Here is a 17,522-nt window from a genome sequence, read left to right as displayed (position 1 = left end):
TAATTATTTATTCCATTTTAAATAAAAGTGGTTTACTCGGACTCGCATCATTCTCAAAAGAAGCAAACTGCAAATTCAACAAATACGAACCATCTTTCACAGCATCATCTACAAAAATTAACTCCGTAATCGTTGCACTTTTTCGTGCATCTTCATTTAAATCATTTACATCTTTTACATTCCAAAAGGCTTTGTGGGCCAATAATTTGCCTTCATCTTTTTCTTTGTCAACGCTCGGTAAATCAATCAATAAATGTTGAATGCCTTTTTCTCGAATAAATGTAGCCGCTTCTTCGTGTAGATAAGGCGGATTGGTGTGGGAATAATTTTTTGACTTTTTTTCTTCTAAATTGGGTAAGGTGCGAATCACAATCGCTTCCGGAGTAGTTGTTCCTAAAGCTTTCTCCACTTGGGTTTTGGTGATTATAAAATCATCTCCTTGTTGTTCCGGTTGAATGGAAATTAGTTCAGTTGTGAAAAAAAATGTTTTCAAAGCTTGATTAATACTGTAAAACTCCTTCGTTATATGTCCTAAACATTCCGTGTGCGTTCCATGTCCATGCGGATTGAAAAAAATATTATTGAAATTGGTTGTGGCACCGCCTTTCACACTTCCCACCCACGAACCAAAACGAACGGGTTCTATCTGCGGTTTTTCGATATACCACGCAATCGGATTTTTTTCGGTATTGGATAACGGCAGCGAAATATCAATGGGTTTTGATAAATCTACTTGGAAGGTACTGTTTTGGTGGGTGATAGTTGCTTTCAAAGTTTCAACTTTTTTAACATTAAGGGATTAAGGAAATTTTCATTAAGCTTCATTAAGAAACAATGAAATATTTTCAAATTTAGTAAATTTAGTTAAGACTTAATGAAACCCTCAATTAACCTTAACTTCTTACTATTGAAAATTAAACTAAATTCAACATAAAAAGATCTGAAGCAATCCCATCACTTAAAAACTTCCCTTTTCGCGAGGTTCGCAAAATGTTGTCATCCACAAAAAGTAAGTGATCTTCAATGTATTTGGCTGCTTGCTGGTTGAGGTAATCCAAATAAGTTTGTCCAAATTCGGTTTGAATTCTGTCCAGAGAAATTCCCCAAATGGTTCGCAATCCCGTCATAACATATTCATTATACCGATCAGTTTTGGACAAGGTTTCTGTTTCAAGTGGTAATTTTCCTTCTAGAATCGATTTGATATATAAGGTATTATTAGAAACATTCCAGCCTCTTTTTTTACCATCATAACTATGTGCAGACGGACCAATTCCTATGTATTTTTTTCCTAACCAATAACTCGAATTGTTTTTGGAAAAATAGTTTTCCTTCCCAAAATTGGACAGTTCGTAATGAATAAATCCGGCCTCTTCTAATTTTTCAACCAAAATTTCAAAGTGTTCTTGAGCGACTTCGTCTTCCGGTGGCGGTATAATTCCTTTTTGTATAAACGAATGTAAGGCCGTTTTTGGTTCCACCGTTAACGCATAACTGGAAATATGTGGAATGCCAAAAGACAATGCGGTTTCGATATTTTGAATCCACTTTTCGTTGCTCATGCCCGGAATACCGTAAATCAAATCGAGTGAAATATTATCGAAAAGTTTAGTTGCTTCTTCCAAGCATTTTTTTGCTTCTTCGGCGTTATGAGCACGATTCATCAGTTTTAAATCGTCTTCAAAAAAGGATTGAATGCCGATAGATAATCTGTTAATTGACGAATTGGCTAATTGACGAATTGTCTCATTATCCAAATCATCAGGATTTGCTTCAACCGTAATTTCAGGGTTTTCAACAACATTGTAGTTTTTGTAAACTTCCTCAATCAACAATCTCAAATCTTTAATAGCCAGTACAGAAGGAGTTCCGCCACCAAAATAAATGGTTTCGATTACATCATTTTTAAATTCTTCTTTTCGCATCGAGATTTCTTTTACTAAAGCCAATACCATCTCGTCTTTCTTTTTCATGGAAGTAGAAAAATGAAAGTCGCAGTAATGACAAGCTTGTTTGCAAAAAGGGATATGTATGTAGATACCTGACATTTATAATTTGAAAATTAATTAATTTGGAAATGTAATCTTATGTTGAAAATAATTTTCAAATTGGCACATTTTAAAATTATTTAATTCTTGATTCATTATTCTTCACAAAAGTATCCCAACCCGTGTAACTTTTCTCGCCAACCACTTTCCCTGAATTAAAAAAATGACAAACCGCTGCCGCCAAACCATCCGTAGAATCTAAATTCTTAGGCAATTCTTTCAATCCTAAAAGTTGTTGCAGCATTTTAGCCACTTGTTCTTTGCTGGCGTTTCCGTTTCCGGTGATGGCCATTTTTATTTTTTTGGGTTCGTATTCGGTGATAGGGATTTGACGGGATAATCCAGCTGCCATCGCCACACCTTGAGCTCGTCCAAGTTTGAGCATCGATTGTACATTTTTCCCAAAAAACGGAGCTTCAATAGCAATTTCGTCGGGATGATGTGTTTCAATCAACTCGATGGTGCGTTCAAAAATCACTTTTAATTTGGTGTAATGATCATCATATTTACTCAAAATCAATTCATTTAATTGAATGAATTCCATTTTTTTGTTAATGACTTTAATTAAACCAAATCCCATAATGGTGGTTCCGGGGTCGATGCCTAAGATGATTCGTTCGTTTGCCAAAATTATAGTTTAAAAGATTACTATTTAAAAGTGTAAAGTTTTGCTTTACTTTGTACTGATGGTTACATTATCTCACAAAGCTAAACAATTCTCATTGGTTCTCGCAAAACTTTTGCTTGTGGGCGGAGCACTTTATTATTTGTTCCAACAATTGCAACAAAAAAACATTTCAAATTTTGACGGAATTGTATCTAATTTTTCTGTTTTCAGTTTGTTGGGGATTATTTTGTTAAGTTTTTTGAATTGGTTTTTTGAATTTTTGAAATGGAAAAATTTAGTTTCCAGTTTTCATAAAATAACCTTCAAACAATCCGTTGAACAATCGTTGGGATCATTGACGGCTTCCATTTTTACGCCTAATCGGGTTGGGGAATATGTGGCAAAATGTTTGTATTATTCAAAAGAAAAAACGAAGCGAATAATTTTTTTAAATTTTTTAGGTAACATTACTCAGATGATGGTAACTATTTTTTTTGGGGTTTTTGGCGTGCTTTTTTATTTTATTTTTTCTCCTTTTTCTTTTGATATAGAATACAACGCAAATGAAAAGGGTTTAATTTTCTGGCTTCCAATTCTTTTAGTTATACTTCTTTCTGTTTTGCTTTTTTATTATAAAAAAATCAATTTTTATGGTTATTCAGTGGAGAAAATAATGGTTAAAATGCAATTATTTCCTGCTCGAAAACACTTTGTAAATGTTCAATATTCGTTGCTTAGGTATATTATTTTTTCGCATCAATTTTATTTTTTGTTATTGATTTTTCAAGTAGAAATCCCTTATTCAGATGCTATTCTTACCATTTTTACCATGTATTTTTTAGCTTCGGTTATACCTAGTATTCATTTGATGGATGTAGTTATAAAAGGGAGTGTGGCGTTATTTTTATTTGGGAAATTAGGCGTTAATGAATGGGTAATTGCTTCGGTTACGATTATTATGTGGTTCTTTAATTTAGTTATTCCTGTGCTATTAGGGAGTTTTTTTGTGTTGAAGTTTAAACCAAAAATGGATTTGTAATGGAGTTTATTTATATATCTATTACAATTTATGTGATTTTATTATTCCTATTTTGTGTAGCATTTAAAAAAGTAAAGCGATTTTCACCTTCTTCAAAAGAACCTAAACATTCTTTTTCAATTGTTGTTCCTTTTCGAAATGAAGCTCATAATTTGCCGCAACTTTTAAAATCAATAGAACAATTAAATTATCCGATTGAAAAATTTGAAGTGGTTTTAGTTGATGATGAATCTTCAGATAGTTTTCAGATTTCGAGCTACGGGTTTCGAGTTTTTGAATTGAAAAATATACAAAATTCAAATTCTCCTAAGAAAGATGCTATTCAAACTGCGATTGCCGGTTCAAATTTTGATTGGGTCATTACAACCGATGCAGATTGTGTAGTTCCGGAAAATTGGTTACTTGATTTAGATATTTTTATTCAAACCGAAAAAAAAGAAATGGTTTGTGGTCCGGTTTTGTTTAAAAAGCAAAAAGGGTTTTTGTATGATTTTCAACAAATTGAAATGCTGAGTCTACAGTCGGTTACGATTAGTAGTTTTGGATTGAAAAAGCCGTTTATGTGTAATGGTGCAAATCTTGCGTACACCAAAAAATTATTTCATGAAGTCAATGGTTTTGAAGGGAATTCAACTATTGCCAGTGGTGATGATGTTTTTTTATTGCAAAAAGTTGTCGTCCAATTTCCTGAAAAAGTTGGGTTTTTGTTAAATTCAAATTATGTTGTTCAAACAAATTGTGCCCAATCATGGAAAGAACTTTTTTATCAACGCGTTCGTTGGGCGGGAAAATCAACAGCCTATTCCAGTTTCTTTGGAAAGCTTGTAGCTTTAGTAGTCTTGTTTGGAAATTTAGCCTTTATCATGGCAATACCTTTCCTTAGTATTGGTAATTTTAAACTAATACCAATTTTTATCTTGAAAATTTCAGTTGATTTGTTATTGGCAAATCAAACGGCAGCATTTTATCAAATAAGTATGATTAATAGGCTTTTAACAGCACTGTTTTATCCTTTTTTTAGCTCAGCAGTTGCTCTTTATTCTTTGTTTGGAAAATACGAATGGAAAGACCGAAAGGTATAACCGGAACTTGTGGTTAGCAAATGAAATAAGTAACTTGCGACTTATTATTGCAATTGACTTTGCTTTTAAAATCAAAATTTATGTTGTATTCAAAAATAGAAGGCATCGGAAAACCACTCATAATTCTGCATGGATTTCTCGGGATGTCTGATAATTGGAAAACCCTCGGAACTCAATTTGCAGCAAATGGTTTTCAAGTTCATATGCTTGATTTAAGAAATCACGGACGAAGTTTTCATTCAGATGCATTTAATTATGAGGTCATGATGAACGATGTGGCAGAATATTGTCGTTTTCACCAACTGACAAAGATTAATATTATTGGTCATTCCATGGGCGGTAAAGTAGCTATGCTTTTAGCGGTTGAACATCCTGAAATGGTTGAAAAGTTGGTTGTTGCGGATATTGGCCCAAAATATTATCCGTCTCATCATCAGGATATTTTAGCCGGATTGAACGCTGTAGATTTTTCGCAAAAACCGGATCGTAACCAAGTGGAGGAAGTCTTGCAGAAATATATTCCCGATTTTGGCACCCGCCAATTTTTAATGAAAAGTTTGTTTTGGAAAGAACCGGGTCAATTGGCTTTCCGATTTAATTTGGAGGTTTTTAATAAAGAAATTGAACAAATCGGAACAGCATTAACAGATAGTCAACGATATGATAAGCCTACTCTGTTTATAAGAGGAGGAAATTCGAAATACATTTTGGACGACGATTTTCAAACTATTCAGTCTCATTTTCACAATTCAAAAGTTGAAACAATTCCAAATGTTGGACATTGGCTGCATGCCGAGAATCCTCAACTATTTTTTGAAATTGTAATTGGTTTTTTGAATACATAATATTTTTTTGTATTTTTATTAAAAATAAACCTTATGAATTTACTTATTCGAATTTTAATCACAGCCGGATTAGTTATGTTAATAGCTAATTTTCTTCCGGGTGTAAAAGTGGAGAGTTTTGTCCAATCGATTTATGTGGCCATTATTTTAGGATTACTTAATTTGTTTATCAAACCAATTATTATCTTGTTTACTTTGCCGGTAACGATACTAACGTTAGGGTTGTTTTTATTGGTAATTAATGCAATTATAGTTCTTTTGTGCAGCAATATTGTAGGTGGTTTTCATGTTGAATCATTTTGGACGGCTTTGTTTTTTAGTATCATCTTATCTGTTTTGCAATCTATTGTTTATAAACTAACAGGTGGGGAAGAGTAATTTTACGGCTGATGAACTAAAATACAATCATTTAAAAACTTGGTTGGGTTGCAAAAAAGTTATACTTTTGCAACCCAATTTTAGTATATAAATCACAAGAAATGAATATTACAAGAACCAATGTGGATGCTTTGAATGCGGTGGTTACCGTAGCGGTTTCCAAAAATGATTATACTTCAAAAGTAGAAAAAGTATTAGCTGATTATCGCAAAAATGCTTCTATTCCGGGTTTTAGAAAAGGAGCTGTGCCGATGAGTTTAATTCATAAACAATACGGAAAAGCAGTATTATTAGAAGAAGTAAACAAAGTTTTGCAAGAAAATTTAAATAAATATTTAGTAGATGAAAAATTAGATATTTTAGGAAATCCACTTCCAAAAGTAACGGAAGATTTCGATTGGGATAAAGAAGATTTTTCTTTTGATTTCGAATTGGGATTAGCCCCTGAGTTTTCAGTTGATTTAGCTGCAAAAAATAACATTACCAGCTTCAAGATAATTGCTGACGATAAAATGTTAAACGACCAAGTGGAAAGAATCCAAAAGCAATATGGAAAATTAATTTCTAAAGATACGGTTGAAGAAGGTGATGACTTGAATGTAACCTTTACAAATGAAGCTAACGGAATCAATAATACAACGTCTATTTCGTTAGATGTTTTTAAAGATAAAAAAGCCGCCAAAAAATTCATTGGGAAAAAAGTTGGTGAAAGCGTAGAATTAAGTACCAAAGGTTTATTTGATGACGACCATAAATTGATGGATTATCTTAAAGTTGATCATGATTTAGTACATAGTTTAGATGTTGAAGTTTCTGCTACAATTGAAGGAGTTACAACCAGTGAAAAAGCAGAATTAAATCAGGAATTATTCGATAAATTATTTGGTGAAGGCAACGTAACTTCAGTCGATGGAGTAAAAGCAAAAATCAAAGAAGACGCTGAAAAACAATTTGTTCAACAAGCGGATCAAAAGTTTTTAAATGATGTGACTGAGTTTTTGTTAGAAAGCACAAAATTTGATTTACCGGCTGAATTTTTAATTAAATGGTTGCAACATGCGGGCGAAAAACACTTAACGGAAGCAGAAGCCAGAGAAGAGTTTTTAAAATCAGAAAAAGGCCTTCGTTACCAATTGATTGAAGGAAAAATAATGACGGAAAACAATTTGCAAATCACTTTCGAAGATTTGAAAGCGTTCACCTCTGAATTAATTAAGAAACAAATGGCTCAATTTGGTCAAATGAATCCAACTCAGGAAGACATTGATGGCATTGTAGCTCGTGTACTTTCTAACCAAGATGAAGTGAAAAGACTGTCTGAGCAAGTGATGAATGAAAAAATGCTAGGGCTGTTTAAAGAGAAAGTAAAAGCTAAAACAAAAGAAGTTTCTTACGAGCAGTTCGTTAAAGAAATGTACGGAGAATAATAATTTCAAAAAAAGTAGTATCTTTGGGCGTCGAATGTATATTTGACGCTCTTTTACATTTAAAAATGTGCACTTAAAATTGTTTTTTTAAAATGAATATAGGAAAAGAATTTAAAAAATTTGCTACTAAACACCATGGTGTAAATAGTATGTATTATGATAAAATTGTAAGCGGAATGACGCCTTACATTATCGAAGAACGTCAGATGAATATTTCTCAACTTGACGTTTTTTCGCGTTTGATGATGGACAGAATTATCTTTTTGGGAACAGGAGTTGATGATTATGTAGCCAATATTATTCAAGCACAATTGTTGTTTTTAGAAAGTGTTGATGCTTCTAAAGACGTTCAAATTTACATCAACTCTCCGGGAGGAAGCGTTTATGCAGGATTGGGAATTTATGATACAATGCAATACATTAAACCTGACGTAGCGACAATTTGTACCGGTATGGCTGCTTCAATGGGAGCTGTTTTATTATGTGCCGGAGCAGCAGGAAAACGTTCTGCTTTACCACATTCAAGAGTGATGATTCACCAACCTTCTGGAGGAGCACAAGGTGTTGCAACTGATATGGAAATCAATCTTCGTGAAATGTTGAAGTTGAAAGATGAATTGTATCAAATTATCTCTACTCATTCCGGTCAAACTTTTGAAAGAGTCCACAAAGACAGTGAACGCGATTATTGGATGATTGCTGACGAAGCTAGAGAATATGGCATGATTGACGAAGTATTAAGAAGAAAATAGTTTTGGTAATTTGTATGGCTCATAAGCCAAATTAACAATTACCCATAACCTTTTACCCAAATAAAATGGCAAAAGAAATGATGGAATGTTCTTTCTGCGGAAGAAAGAAACCCGAAACGAATTTGTTAATAGCCGGAATTGATGCACACATTTGTGATAAATGCATTGAACAGGCACATGGTATTGTTTTAGAAGAACTGAAACAAAGTAAACACTCACAGGGTCTAAGCAACGATTTAGTGCTAAAAAAACCCAAAGAAATTCGGGAATTTTTAGATCAGTATGTCATTGGGCAGGACCAAACCAAAAAAGTGATGTCGGTAGCGGTTTACAATCATTACAAACGGTTAATGCAGAAAAACAGTGATGATGACGTTGAAATTGAAAAAAGCAACATCATTATGGTAGGACAAACCGGAACAGGAAAAACATTAGTAGCTAAAACAATTGCTCGAATGTTAGGTGTTCCGCTTACAATTGTAGATGCAACCGTTTTAACAGAAGCCGGTTATGTGGGTGAAGATGTGGAAAGTATTTTGACCCGATTACTTCAGGTAGCTGATTATGATGTGGCTAAAGCAGAAAGAGGTATTGTTTTTATTGATGAAATTGATAAAATTGCCCGTAAAAGTGATAATCCATCTATTACGCGTGATGTTTCCGGAGAAGGTGTTCAACAGGCTTTGTTGAAATTATTAGAAGGAACAGTAGTGAATGTTCCGCCAAAAGGAGGTAGAAAGCATCCCGATCAAAAATTTATTGAAGTAAATACACAAAACATTTTGTTTATTGCCGGTGGAGCTTTTGATGGAATCGAAAGAATAATTTCTAAAAGATTAAATCGTCAGGCTGTTGGTTATAGTGCTTCATCTAAAGTTGACAATGTGGATAAAGATAATTTAATGCAATACATTATTCCAAAAGACATTAAAGATTTTGGATTAATTCCTGAAATTATTGGGCGATTACCGGTATTGTCTTATATGAATCCTTTGGATAGAGAAACACTTCGAACTATCTTGACAGAACCTAAAAATGCATTAATCAAACAATATAAAAAACTGTTTGAAATGGATGGTGTGGAATTTTCAATTTCTGAAGAGGCATTAGATTATATTGTTGATAAGGCTTTAGAATACAAATTAGGAGCTCGTGGATTACGTTCACTTTGTGAAGCTATATTAACGGATGCTATGTATGATTTGCCTAGTTCAGACGAAAAAATATTGCACATCGAAAAAAGTTACGCTGAACACACGTTAAATAAAAATATGTTACAACGTTTGAAAGCAGTATCTTAAAAAGTAAATAGAAAAATTATACTAATCCTGAAGTTTTTACTTCAGGATTTTTTTGTGGAATAAGTTGAAAATTTTCTTTTTTGGAGTTTATTTCACATCGTCTTCCCGGTCCGCAACCTAAACGTTTTGGCCCACAAGAATATAAAAAAATACAGAGTAAGAAAAGAATTATTTTTTTCATTTTAGCCTTGTGCTACATATTGCATTCGTAAAAGTTGCTCTAAATAGGTGCGTTCATTTGATAACCGTGGAATTTTATGTTGACCGCCTAATTTATCTTTTTCTTTTAACCAATCATAAAATAATTGTGGACGGGCAACATTGATTACTAACGGATTTAATGTCATGTTATTGCGTCTTTTAGCTTCATAATCAGAATTTAAGGATTGCAACGTGTCGTCTACTATTTTCCTGAAATAACCTATGTTTTCCGGGGGTTTTCTAAATTCTATTATCCACTCGTGAGCTCCTTTTTTCTTGCCTTCCATAAAAACCGGAGCAACAGTATAATCAACAACTTCTGAATCGGTTTCTAAACATGCTTTGGCAATAGCCTTATCTGTGTTTTCAACAATTAATTCTTCGCCAAACACATTGATAAAATGCTTAGTTCTTCCGGTAACTCGAATTCGATGTGGATTTAAGGAAGTAAATCGGACGGTGTCACCAATTAAATACCGCCATAATCCTGAGTTTGTTGTTATAACAACGGCATAATTTTTAAACAATTCAACATCTGCTAAACGAACTACTTTTTGATTTGCAGTTCCGAAGGTTTCCATTGGAATAAATTCATAAAATATTCCATAATCCAACATCAACAATAAGTCATTAGAATTGTTTAAATCTTGAATAGCAAAAAAACCTTCTGAAGCATTGTAGATTTCATAATAATTGAAATCACTTTTTGGAAATAGCTTTTTGTATTGTTCCCGATAGGGGTCAAAACTTACTCCTCCATGAAAATATACTTCGGCATTTGGCCAAATTTCTAACAAATTAGTTTTGCCGGTTTCTTCTAAAACTTTATTTAGTAAAACCATCATCCACGATGGTACTCCTGCTAAACTAGTCACATCTTCATAAATGGTTTCTTGAACAATAGCCATTAATTTTATTTCCCAATCACCCATTAAGGAAACGCGATTGCTTGGAGTAGAACTGAATTCAGCCCAAATAGGCATATTGTCAATTAAAATTGCGGATAAATCACCAAAGAAAGTATTATTGTCTTCATATAATTCTTTGCTGCCTCCTAGTCGTAAACTTTTGCCTACAAACAATTGTGAATCTTCGTTGTTGTTTAAGTACAAGCTCAGTAAATCTTTACTGGCTTTATAATGACAATTTTCGAGAGCTTCATTGCTTACGGGAATAAATTTACTTTTGGCATTTGTAGTTCCGCTCGATTTTGCAAACCATTTAATGGAAGTGGGCCAAAAAATATTTTGCATTCCTTTTCGGGTTTGATCTATCATCGGTTCTAAATCTTCGTAACTCGAAATTGGAATGCGTTCGGAAAATACGTTGTAATGTGTAATGGAATTAAAATCATATTGCCTCCCAACAACTGTGTTTTCAGCAGTTTTTAACAATGAAAACAACAATTCCTCCTGAACTTCATTCGGGTATTTCATAAACAATTCAATTTGGTGAATTCGTTTTTTTAATATCCAACTGGCAATGGAATTGATTATAGGTAATGGCATTGTTAAATTGTTTTAATATTGTTTGTGTCAGAGTTGAAATTTACTTTTACAAAACTTAACTTTACAACGTTATCAAAAATAATAATTTTTAGTTAACGTTGCCCTTTTAATCTTAAACTTTATCAAGAATGATTTACGAAGGTGTTCTCACTAAAATGCAAACAGAATTGGGTAATCCCATTCAATATTATTTAGTGTTTGAAAACAGTTTTTTAAACCTGAATCAATTGTTGGATAAAGAGCTAGAAATCAGTTTTCAAGGTTATCAATGTTTGCATTGTGGTAAGAAAAAGAAAATTTTCCGTCAAGGACATTGCTATGATTGTTTTATGTCAAGTGCATCAGTTGGGGATTGGATTATGAAACCTGAATTAAGCACTGCTCATTTGGATATTGAAGACCGTGATTTGGACTATGAAAGGAAAGTGCAATTACAACCACATGTTGTTTATCTGGCTCTTTCAAGTGAAGTGAAAGTTGGTGTTACCAGAGGTACACAAATTCCTACCCGATGGATTGATCAAGGAGCGATACAGGCTATTCCAATTCTGGAGCTACCTAATCGTTATCTGGCCGGAATAACGGAAGTGGCTTTAAAAAACAAGTATGCTGATAAAACGAATTGGCAAAAAATGCTTAAAAATGAAGTTCCAAAGGTTGATTTGATACAGGAACGATTAAAATCGGGAAACTTTCTACCAAACGAAGTTAGAGACTACTATTCTGAAAATAACAGCCATCTATACGAGTTTCATTATCCCGTGTTAACTTATCCAAAAAAAGTAACCAGTTTAAGTTTAGATAAAACACCTCTTTTTCAAGGCAAACTTTCCGGAATAAAAGGGCAATATTTACTTTTTCAAGACGGAACGGTTTTTAATATTCGAACTTTTGAGGGGTATGTGGTAAAGATTTCATTATAAAAAAACCCGACCATTCAGTCGGGAAATTTTTAGTTGTCTTTTTTCTTAGGTTTTAATAAACTGTTTAGACCTTCTTTAATTTTATCTTTTATTTCTTGTTCTTTAGTAACCGGCGTCTTTGTTTTAGTAGTATCAGTCGGTTTTGTGTTTTGATTTATTAAATTGGTAAGAGCTGAGGTTCCTTGATTAATTAGTTTTTGTTTTTGTTGTTCAACAAGTTGATTGGCTAATTTTGTTGTAGCTTGTTTTATATCGGTCGTTATTTTTGGATTAGTAAAATCTCCACCCATTAATGCCGTTATTGGAATACTTTGGACTTTGGCGGCATCAGCAGGAGATAATTTTGCTATTAAATTATTTATTTCAGGGCCCAGATATTTTGTTGGAACATCAAATTTTACGTTATAATTCATCGATTGATCAAAACCATGCGTTCCACCAACGTTTACAGTAATGTCTTGGTATTTTATATCAAAAGGTTTCACGTTTACTTTTCCATCTTTAAAAGACAAATAAGTTTTTAAGTCATTCAGATTCAATTTTTTTAAATCGATAAAACTCACTTGATTGTCTAAAGCATTCAATAATGTTGAATTTGAAGCATTTATGGTTGTGGAAAGTAATTGTCCCATTAAATCTCCCGAAATTGATTTTAAATCAGGTGTCATTTCTTTAGCATCTAAATTTCCTGAAACTGTGATGGTAGAATTTAATTTTCCGTTAATTACATTGGCAATTGGAGCAATGTTTTTCATCATATCCAACTGTGTAAATGTTTCGCTAATGTTTACTTGATTCAAATTTAAATCCATTTTGAATGTCGGAACTTTTGTTTTTGTGGATACATTTCCATTTAAACCAATTTGTCCACCAAAAATAGAGGTCTTTATATTCTCTAGCGTCACTTTTTCGTCTTTTACAATCAGTTTGCCTGAAACATCTTTCAAGATTAAATTATCATATAAAACCGTTGTTGCTTTTGCTGTCAAAGCACAATCTAAAAAGGCTGGGATTTTCATTGCTTCAGTTTCCTTTTTACCTTTATTTTCGGTTTCAGACGTTGTCATAAAATCAGCTACCGCTAGTTGATTTGAAGTCAGATTAAAATTTCCTTTTAAGTTTTGTTTGTTGAACAAATAACCATAAAAATTATCTAAAACCCCGGTTACATTCAAATCACTTTTCCCTGTTTTAGCCTCAAATTTTTGAAGATTCAACTTACTTGGATTGAATTGAACAATGGCTTCGTTGATATCCATTCCTTTTCCGTTTTCGTCAATGTATTTAAAGCCTGAAACACTAATTAAGCCGGCATTTTTTATATTTTGATATTCTTCTTTTTCAACAGATTGCATGTCAAATTTTGTGGTAACATCTGCTTTTAAAATTCCGGAAAGCGGTTTGTCTACTTTTATAGGATAGGCTTGCGATAAATTACTCAAATTAATTGTTCCTTTTAAAGCCGCATCAATTAAAGCATTTTCAGTTATGTTTTTTATAGAAGCTTTTGCATTAAAAACGTCTTGATCAATTTTAAACGAAAGATTATCAATAGCAACGTAGGTATCATTCATCAGACCGGTTTCGTTTATGATTTTGGTATCAATAACGATGTTCTCAACCGATTTTGGTAAATCGGGATATTTGATGGAGGCATTAGTTGATGCAATAACCAACTCAAATTTCGGAATGGTTGAATCGGTATACAATCCTTTTGCGAAACCCGAAACTACAAAATCACCTGATGTTTTAATTTTATCTAAATCACCTTTATAGGCAGATGGAATTAAACCTAAAAAATTTTTAAATGAAGAGCTTGGCGTGTTAAACGTTAAATCATACAACTGTCCGTTTTCAACCAATTGGATGAATCCTTTAAATTCAAGTGGTAATTGATTTACCACGGCTTTGTTATTTTTAAATTCGTACTTACTTTTTTCTAAATCAAGACCTAAAACTGCATCAAGCGTAATGGTAACCTTGTTCATGTAATTGATTTTGTCATAGTCTACACTTAAATTTCCTGATGAATTTGTTATTAAATCTAATTTAGAAGCGGCAAAATTTCCTTTTCCATTGTGTTGAATATCATCAATAATTACCTTCATTGTTGAAGCTTCATCAAGATATTTGAATTTTAAATTACTAATTGAATAGTTTTGAATATTGAGTTTAAAAGGTTCGCTTTTGGATGAAGTATCGTCTTTTTGGTCTTTTAGGGCAATGTCGAAATTTCCAATACCATCTTTGTTAAAAATGATATTTACTAAGCCATTTTTACTTGAAAATGATTCTAATTCCATTGCTTCACCATCAGCTTTGAAAAGTTCCTTGACAGACATTTTCAAGTTCAATTCACCGGAATAAAAAAGTGTATCACCTGCAAAGGGTGCTTTGTTGATGATGCTTAATTTATCAATCGTAATATTTGCTTTTGGAAAATTTTTAAACAAACTTAAACTGACATCTTCAAAGGCAACAGTAGCATCTACTTTCTCATTAATTGATTTTAAAACCAATTCTTTAATTTTATCCTTAAATAAAAAGGGAGTAATAGCTAAAGCGATAATTACGATTGCTAAAAAAATACCTAATCCTTTTAAAATTTTCTTGAACATCTGCTTATGATTTAATTTGGACTTACTTTCTTAAACGAAAAGTTATTCTTTTTTGTTGTTACTATGGTGTTAATCTAATACTAATTCTTCGCCTCTTTTCAGGTTAAATCGTTTTTGAAATAAATATACCGTTGCATACAAGAAGGGCGTATCTAAAAGAGCAAAAATTACTTTAAACAAAAATCCACTTAGCATTAATTTAGGAAACAAGTCCCAAGGTAATATTTTAAAACTACAGAGCAAAAACAATACCGCAAATGTATCTACGAATTGTGAAGTGAAAGTGGAAAAATTATTTCTTAGCCAAAGCATCTTTCCTTTGGTTACTTTTTTCCAAAAATGAAAAATATAAATATCAATGTATTGAGCAGCTAAATAGGCAATCATGGAGGCTAAAACGGCTAAAGCAGTTTGACCAAAAACCTTTGAAAACATTGCATTATTAACCGGAGAACTTTCAATTGCCGGAACTGCATTAGCAACATATACAATCATCAACGAAAAAATAGAAGCAAAAATTCCGGAGGTTACGACTTGATTGGCTTTTTTTCTACCATATATTTCAGAAATGATATCTGTAATTAGAAAGGTTAAAGGGTATGGTAAAATACCAACTGAAATTTCAAACCGATAAATGCCGAAGAAATCCCAGTAAAAAAATTTCTGAAAAATTAAATTAGAGACGACTAAAGAAGCAATAAATAAAGCTCCTAAGGCAAAATAGATTTTATAGGCAAATAGTTTGTCTTTTGTTTCCAATGCTTTTTTTAACAAAAATAAACATTCGTATGCAAACAGTTGTTAATGAAAAATCAAATAGTAAAGAAAAAAGTCCGATAGAATTACTCAATCGGACTTTTTAGTAGACAAATTTATTTTTATTGAATTTTCAATTCAAAAGGCATTAGCATTTGAATTCCTTTGTGAGCGGTTAATTTTTTGACCTGTTTTAAAGTCTCATAAGCTTCCACACCAATTTCTTCTTTTATTATTGTTTCTTTTGACTTTGCAAAGGGGAACTTGTTTTTCTCACTGATAAAATCCATAATTGATTTATCAAACTCGGGATAATTTTGTGTTTTAAATTTTTTGATTTTTGCCAAAGTAGCGGCTTCTTTTAAAGCTAAATCTAAGCCGCCTAATTGGTCCACTAAACCAAGTTTTAAGGCTTCTGACCCCGTCCAAACGCGACCTTGAGCAACGGCTTCCACTTGTTCAACAGTCATTTTTCTGCCGGTGGCAACACGCTGTACAAATGTTGTATAAATGTGTTCCACACTTTCGGTGGTAACTTCTTTAAATTTTTCATCTATTGGGCGAAAAGGGCTATACTCAGCAGAATGATTATGTGTTTTTACTTGTGAAGTATTAATGCCGATTTTTTTAGAGAGTTCTGTCATGTTCGGCAGAATACCAAAAACACCAATAGAACCGGTTATTGTACTAGGTTCGGCAATAATTTTATTGGCATTGCAAGCAATATAATACCCGCCGGATGCAGCTAAATTTCCCATGGAAACCACAACCGGTTTTGATTTTTTAGTAATTTCAATTTCACGCCAAATTAGTTCAGAAGTTAACGCACTACCACCCGGACTATCTACTCGAATAACAATTGCTTTTACTTTTTCATCTTTTCGGGCTTCTTGTAACGATGTTCTCATCGCCTCTTCACCAATAACGTTTACATCACCTTCGCCACCAGCAATTTCACCTTGAGCATAAATAATAGCAATTTTATCTTTTGAATCTACTTTTTGTGGCGACTTAGCAACATTTTTCGCATAATCCATTATGCTCACACTGTTATAATCTTCGTCTTTATCAACTTTTAACGCTTTTCGGATGCCATTATGATATTGGTCTTCATAGCCAATTTTATCTATTAATTTTTTTGACAAGGCCATTTCAGGAGTTCTGGCACTTAATTGATTGGCAATGTTGTTTAATGAATCCACAGAAATGTTTCTGCTTAAAGAAATATCAGAAACAATAGAACTCCAAGCGGAATTTATTAAAGCCGAAATTTGTTCACGGTTAGCCTCACTCATTTCATTTTCTAAAAATGGTTCAACAGCACTTTTGTATTTTCCGTGACGAATGACTTCCATTTTTACGCCGGTTTTTTCCTGAATTTCTTTAAAAAACATGACTTCTGTAGAAAGGCCTTTAAAATCCATTTCTCCTACCGGATTCATATAAATAGTGTCAGCTACAGAATTGATATAATATTCTTTTTGTGTAAAAAAATCGGCATAAGAAACTATAAATTTTCCTGATTTTTTAAATTCATTTAATTTGTTTCGCAACGCTTTTGACTGAGCTAATCCTAAATTGCTGGTACTGTTTACAATTGAAATTCCTTTAATTTTATCATCTGTTTTAGCTTCTTCTATTGCGTTTAAAACATCGATTAAACCAACAGATGTCTCGTCAGATAAGAGAGTCACCCATGGATCTTTGAATTTTCCGGTATAATCCAACGCTATATTTTCCATATCTAATTCGATTACAGAATCAGATTTTACTTTGGCAACATCGGAATCGCTGCCAGCAATTGCACTAAATATCAATAAACCAAAAAATAAAATCATACAGAATACAAATAATCCGATGATAGTGGCCAATACATTTCCTAAAAATTTCATTATTTATTATTTATTTACAACTATTAATTCATCTAATTAGTAGTGAATCATTGTATTATGTTACACATTATTTGAAAAGCTTTTAATAATACAGAAACTTATTAACAGACTCGGCAAAGATACTTTATTTCTAAAATAGTTTTAG

16 protein-coding genes are annotated in these 17,522 nt (G+C 32.6%); 8 read left to right on the top strand and 8 right to left on the bottom strand.

Features of this window, described 5'->3' with window-relative positions:
• Positions 1-7 precede the first annotated feature (7 nt).
• From C0512_RS01665 to ruvC, 3 genes are all read right to left on the bottom strand, one after another.
• Positions 8-772 carry a cyclase family protein gene (locus tag C0512_RS01665; protein ID WP_290858386.1) on the bottom strand — a complete coding sequence of 255 codons (765 nt, stop codon included), beginning with the start codon at positions 770-772 and terminating at the stop codon, positions 8-10.
• A 142-nt stretch (positions 773-914) separates the two neighbouring features.
• On the bottom strand, positions 915-2,048 hold the full coding sequence (gene hemW, locus C0512_RS01660) for a radical SAM family heme chaperone HemW (protein WP_290858385.1): 1,134 nt from the start codon (positions 2,046-2,048) through the stop codon (positions 915-917).
• A 76-nt stretch (positions 2,049-2,124) separates the two neighbouring features.
• Entirely contained in the window at positions 2,125-2,676 is a 552-nt protein-coding gene (gene ruvC / locus C0512_RS01655) for a crossover junction endodeoxyribonuclease RuvC (RefSeq protein WP_290858384.1), read from the bottom strand.
• Positions 2,677-2,770: 94 nt separating this feature from the next.
• Here ruvC and C0512_RS01650 point away from each other — a divergent pair, with 94 nt between their 5' ends.
• The 7 genes from C0512_RS01650 (at position 2,771) to clpX (ending at position 9,479) form a co-directional block, all read left to right on the top strand.
• On the top strand, positions 2,771-3,694 hold the full coding sequence (locus C0512_RS01650) for a lysylphosphatidylglycerol synthase domain-containing protein (RefSeq protein ID WP_290858383.1): 924 nt from the start codon (positions 2,771-2,773) through the stop codon (positions 3,692-3,694).
• Positions 3,694-4,776: a glycosyltransferase gene (locus tag C0512_RS01645; RefSeq protein WP_290858382.1), complete on the top strand. Its 1,083-nt coding sequence runs from the start codon at positions 3,694-3,696 to the stop codon at positions 4,774-4,776. Before C0512_RS01650 ends, C0512_RS01645 begins: the two co-directional genes overlap by 1 nt.
• An 80-nt stretch (positions 4,777-4,856) precedes the next feature.
• Positions 4,857-5,621 (top strand): alpha/beta fold hydrolase, encoded by a 765-nt coding sequence (locus C0512_RS01640; protein WP_290858380.1) that lies wholly within the window; start codon positions 4,857-4,859, stop codon positions 5,619-5,621.
• Positions 5,622-5,654: 33 nt separating this feature from the next.
• Positions 5,655-5,999 carry a phage holin family protein gene (locus C0512_RS01635; protein ID WP_290858378.1) on the top strand — a complete coding sequence of 115 codons (345 nt, stop codon included), beginning with the start codon at positions 5,655-5,657 and terminating at the stop codon, positions 5,997-5,999.
• 101 nt (positions 6,000-6,100) lie between these two features.
• Positions 6,101-7,426: a trigger factor gene (gene tig, locus C0512_RS01630; protein ID WP_290858377.1), complete on the top strand. Its 1,326-nt coding sequence runs from the start codon at positions 6,101-6,103 to the stop codon at positions 7,424-7,426.
• A 92-nt stretch (positions 7,427-7,518) separates the two neighbouring features.
• Positions 7,519-8,178, top strand: coding sequence for an ATP-dependent Clp endopeptidase proteolytic subunit ClpP (gene clpP / locus C0512_RS01625; protein WP_290858375.1), 660 nt, complete (start codon positions 7,519-7,521; stop codon positions 8,176-8,178).
• A gap of 65 nt (positions 8,179-8,243) precedes the next feature.
• Positions 8,244-9,479 carry an ATP-dependent Clp protease ATP-binding subunit ClpX gene (gene clpX / locus C0512_RS01620; RefSeq protein ID WP_290858374.1) on the top strand — a complete coding sequence of 412 codons (1,236 nt, stop codon included), beginning with the start codon at positions 8,244-8,246 and terminating at the stop codon, positions 9,477-9,479.
• Positions 9,480-9,495: 16 nt separating this feature from the next.
• Here the strand turns inward: clpX and C0512_RS01615 are convergent, their stop codons facing one another.
• Together C0512_RS01615 and C0512_RS01610 are read right to left on the bottom strand one after the other, a co-directional pair.
• A complete protein-coding gene (locus C0512_RS01615; RefSeq protein ID WP_290858373.1) occupies positions 9,496-9,660 on the bottom strand; it encodes a hypothetical protein in 165 nt (54 codons plus the stop codon).
• Position 9,661: 1 nt separating this feature from the next.
• Positions 9,662-11,188, bottom strand: coding sequence for a GH3 auxin-responsive promoter family protein (locus tag C0512_RS01610; protein ID WP_290858372.1), 1,527 nt, complete (start codon positions 11,186-11,188; stop codon positions 9,662-9,664).
• 128 nt (positions 11,189-11,316) lie between these two features.
• Here C0512_RS01610 and C0512_RS01605 point away from each other — a divergent pair, with 128 nt between their 5' ends.
• Complete coding sequence (locus C0512_RS01605) at positions 11,317-12,111, top strand: DUF2797 domain-containing protein (protein WP_290858371.1); 795 nt, start codon at positions 11,317-11,319, stop codon at positions 12,109-12,111.
• 29 nt (positions 12,112-12,140) lie between these two features.
• On the opposite strand, the gene C0512_RS01600 is transcribed toward C0512_RS01605, so the two are convergent.
• The 3 genes from C0512_RS01600 to sppA all read right to left on the bottom strand — a co-directional run bounded on the left by C0512_RS01600 (position 12,141) and on the right by sppA (position 17,377).
• Positions 12,141-14,729 carry an AsmA-like C-terminal region-containing protein gene (locus C0512_RS01600; protein WP_290858370.1) on the bottom strand — a complete coding sequence of 863 codons (2,589 nt, stop codon included), beginning with the start codon at positions 14,727-14,729 and terminating at the stop codon, positions 12,141-12,143.
• A gap of 69 nt (positions 14,730-14,798) precedes the next feature.
• Complete coding sequence (locus C0512_RS01595; protein WP_290858369.1) at positions 14,799-15,488, bottom strand: queuosine precursor transporter; 690 nt, start codon at positions 15,486-15,488, stop codon at positions 14,799-14,801.
• Positions 15,489-15,607: 119 nt separating this feature from the next.
• Positions 15,608-17,377, bottom strand: a complete 1,770-nt coding sequence (gene sppA / locus C0512_RS01590) for a signal peptide peptidase SppA (RefSeq protein WP_290858368.1) — start codon at positions 17,375-17,377, stop codon at positions 15,608-15,610.
• Positions 17,378-17,522 lie beyond the last annotated feature (145 nt).

The sequence above is a fragment of the Flavobacterium sp. genome, assembly GCF_013822155.1.
GTDB lineage: Bacteria > Bacteroidota > Bacteroidia > Flavobacteriales > Flavobacteriaceae > Flavobacterium.
Note: the sequence above shows the minus strand (reverse complement) of the source record. Positions and strands in the feature narration are given on the sequence as shown.

Coding starts and splice junctions, on each gene's coding strand:
- hemW (WP_290858385.1), bottom strand. CDS start 2,048: ATGTCAGGTATCTACATACATATCCCTTTTTGCAAACAAGCTTGTCAT.
- C0512_RS01645 (WP_290858382.1), top strand. CDS start 3,694: ATGGAGTTTATTTATATATCTATTACAATTTATGTGATTTTATTATTC.
- C0512_RS01640 (WP_290858380.1), top strand. CDS start 4,857: ATGTTGTATTCAAAAATAGAAGGCATCGGAAAACCACTCATAATTCTG.
- C0512_RS01635 (WP_290858378.1), top strand. CDS start 5,655: ATGAATTTACTTATTCGAATTTTAATCACAGCCGGATTAGTTATGTTA.
- tig (WP_290858377.1), top strand. CDS start 6,101: ATGAATATTACAAGAACCAATGTGGATGCTTTGAATGCGGTGGTTACC.
- clpP (WP_290858375.1), top strand. CDS start 7,519: ATGAATATAGGAAAAGAATTTAAAAAATTTGCTACTAAACACCATGGT.
- clpX (WP_290858374.1), top strand. CDS start 8,244: ATGGCAAAAGAAATGATGGAATGTTCTTTCTGCGGAAGAAAGAAACCC.
- C0512_RS01615 (WP_290858373.1), bottom strand. CDS start 9,660: ATGAAAAAAATAATTCTTTTCTTACTCTGTATTTTTTTATATTCTTGT.
- C0512_RS01610 (WP_290858372.1), bottom strand. CDS start 11,188: ATGCCATTACCTATAATCAATTCCATTGCCAGTTGGATATTAAAAAAA.
- C0512_RS01605 (WP_290858371.1), top strand. CDS start 11,317: ATGATTTACGAAGGTGTTCTCACTAAAATGCAAACAGAATTGGGTAAT.
- C0512_RS01600 (WP_290858370.1), bottom strand. CDS start 14,729: ATGTTCAAGAAAATTTTAAAAGGATTAGGTATTTTTTTAGCAATCGTA.
- sppA (WP_290858368.1), bottom strand. CDS start 17,377: ATGAAATTTTTAGGAAATGTATTGGCCACTATCATCGGATTATTTGTA.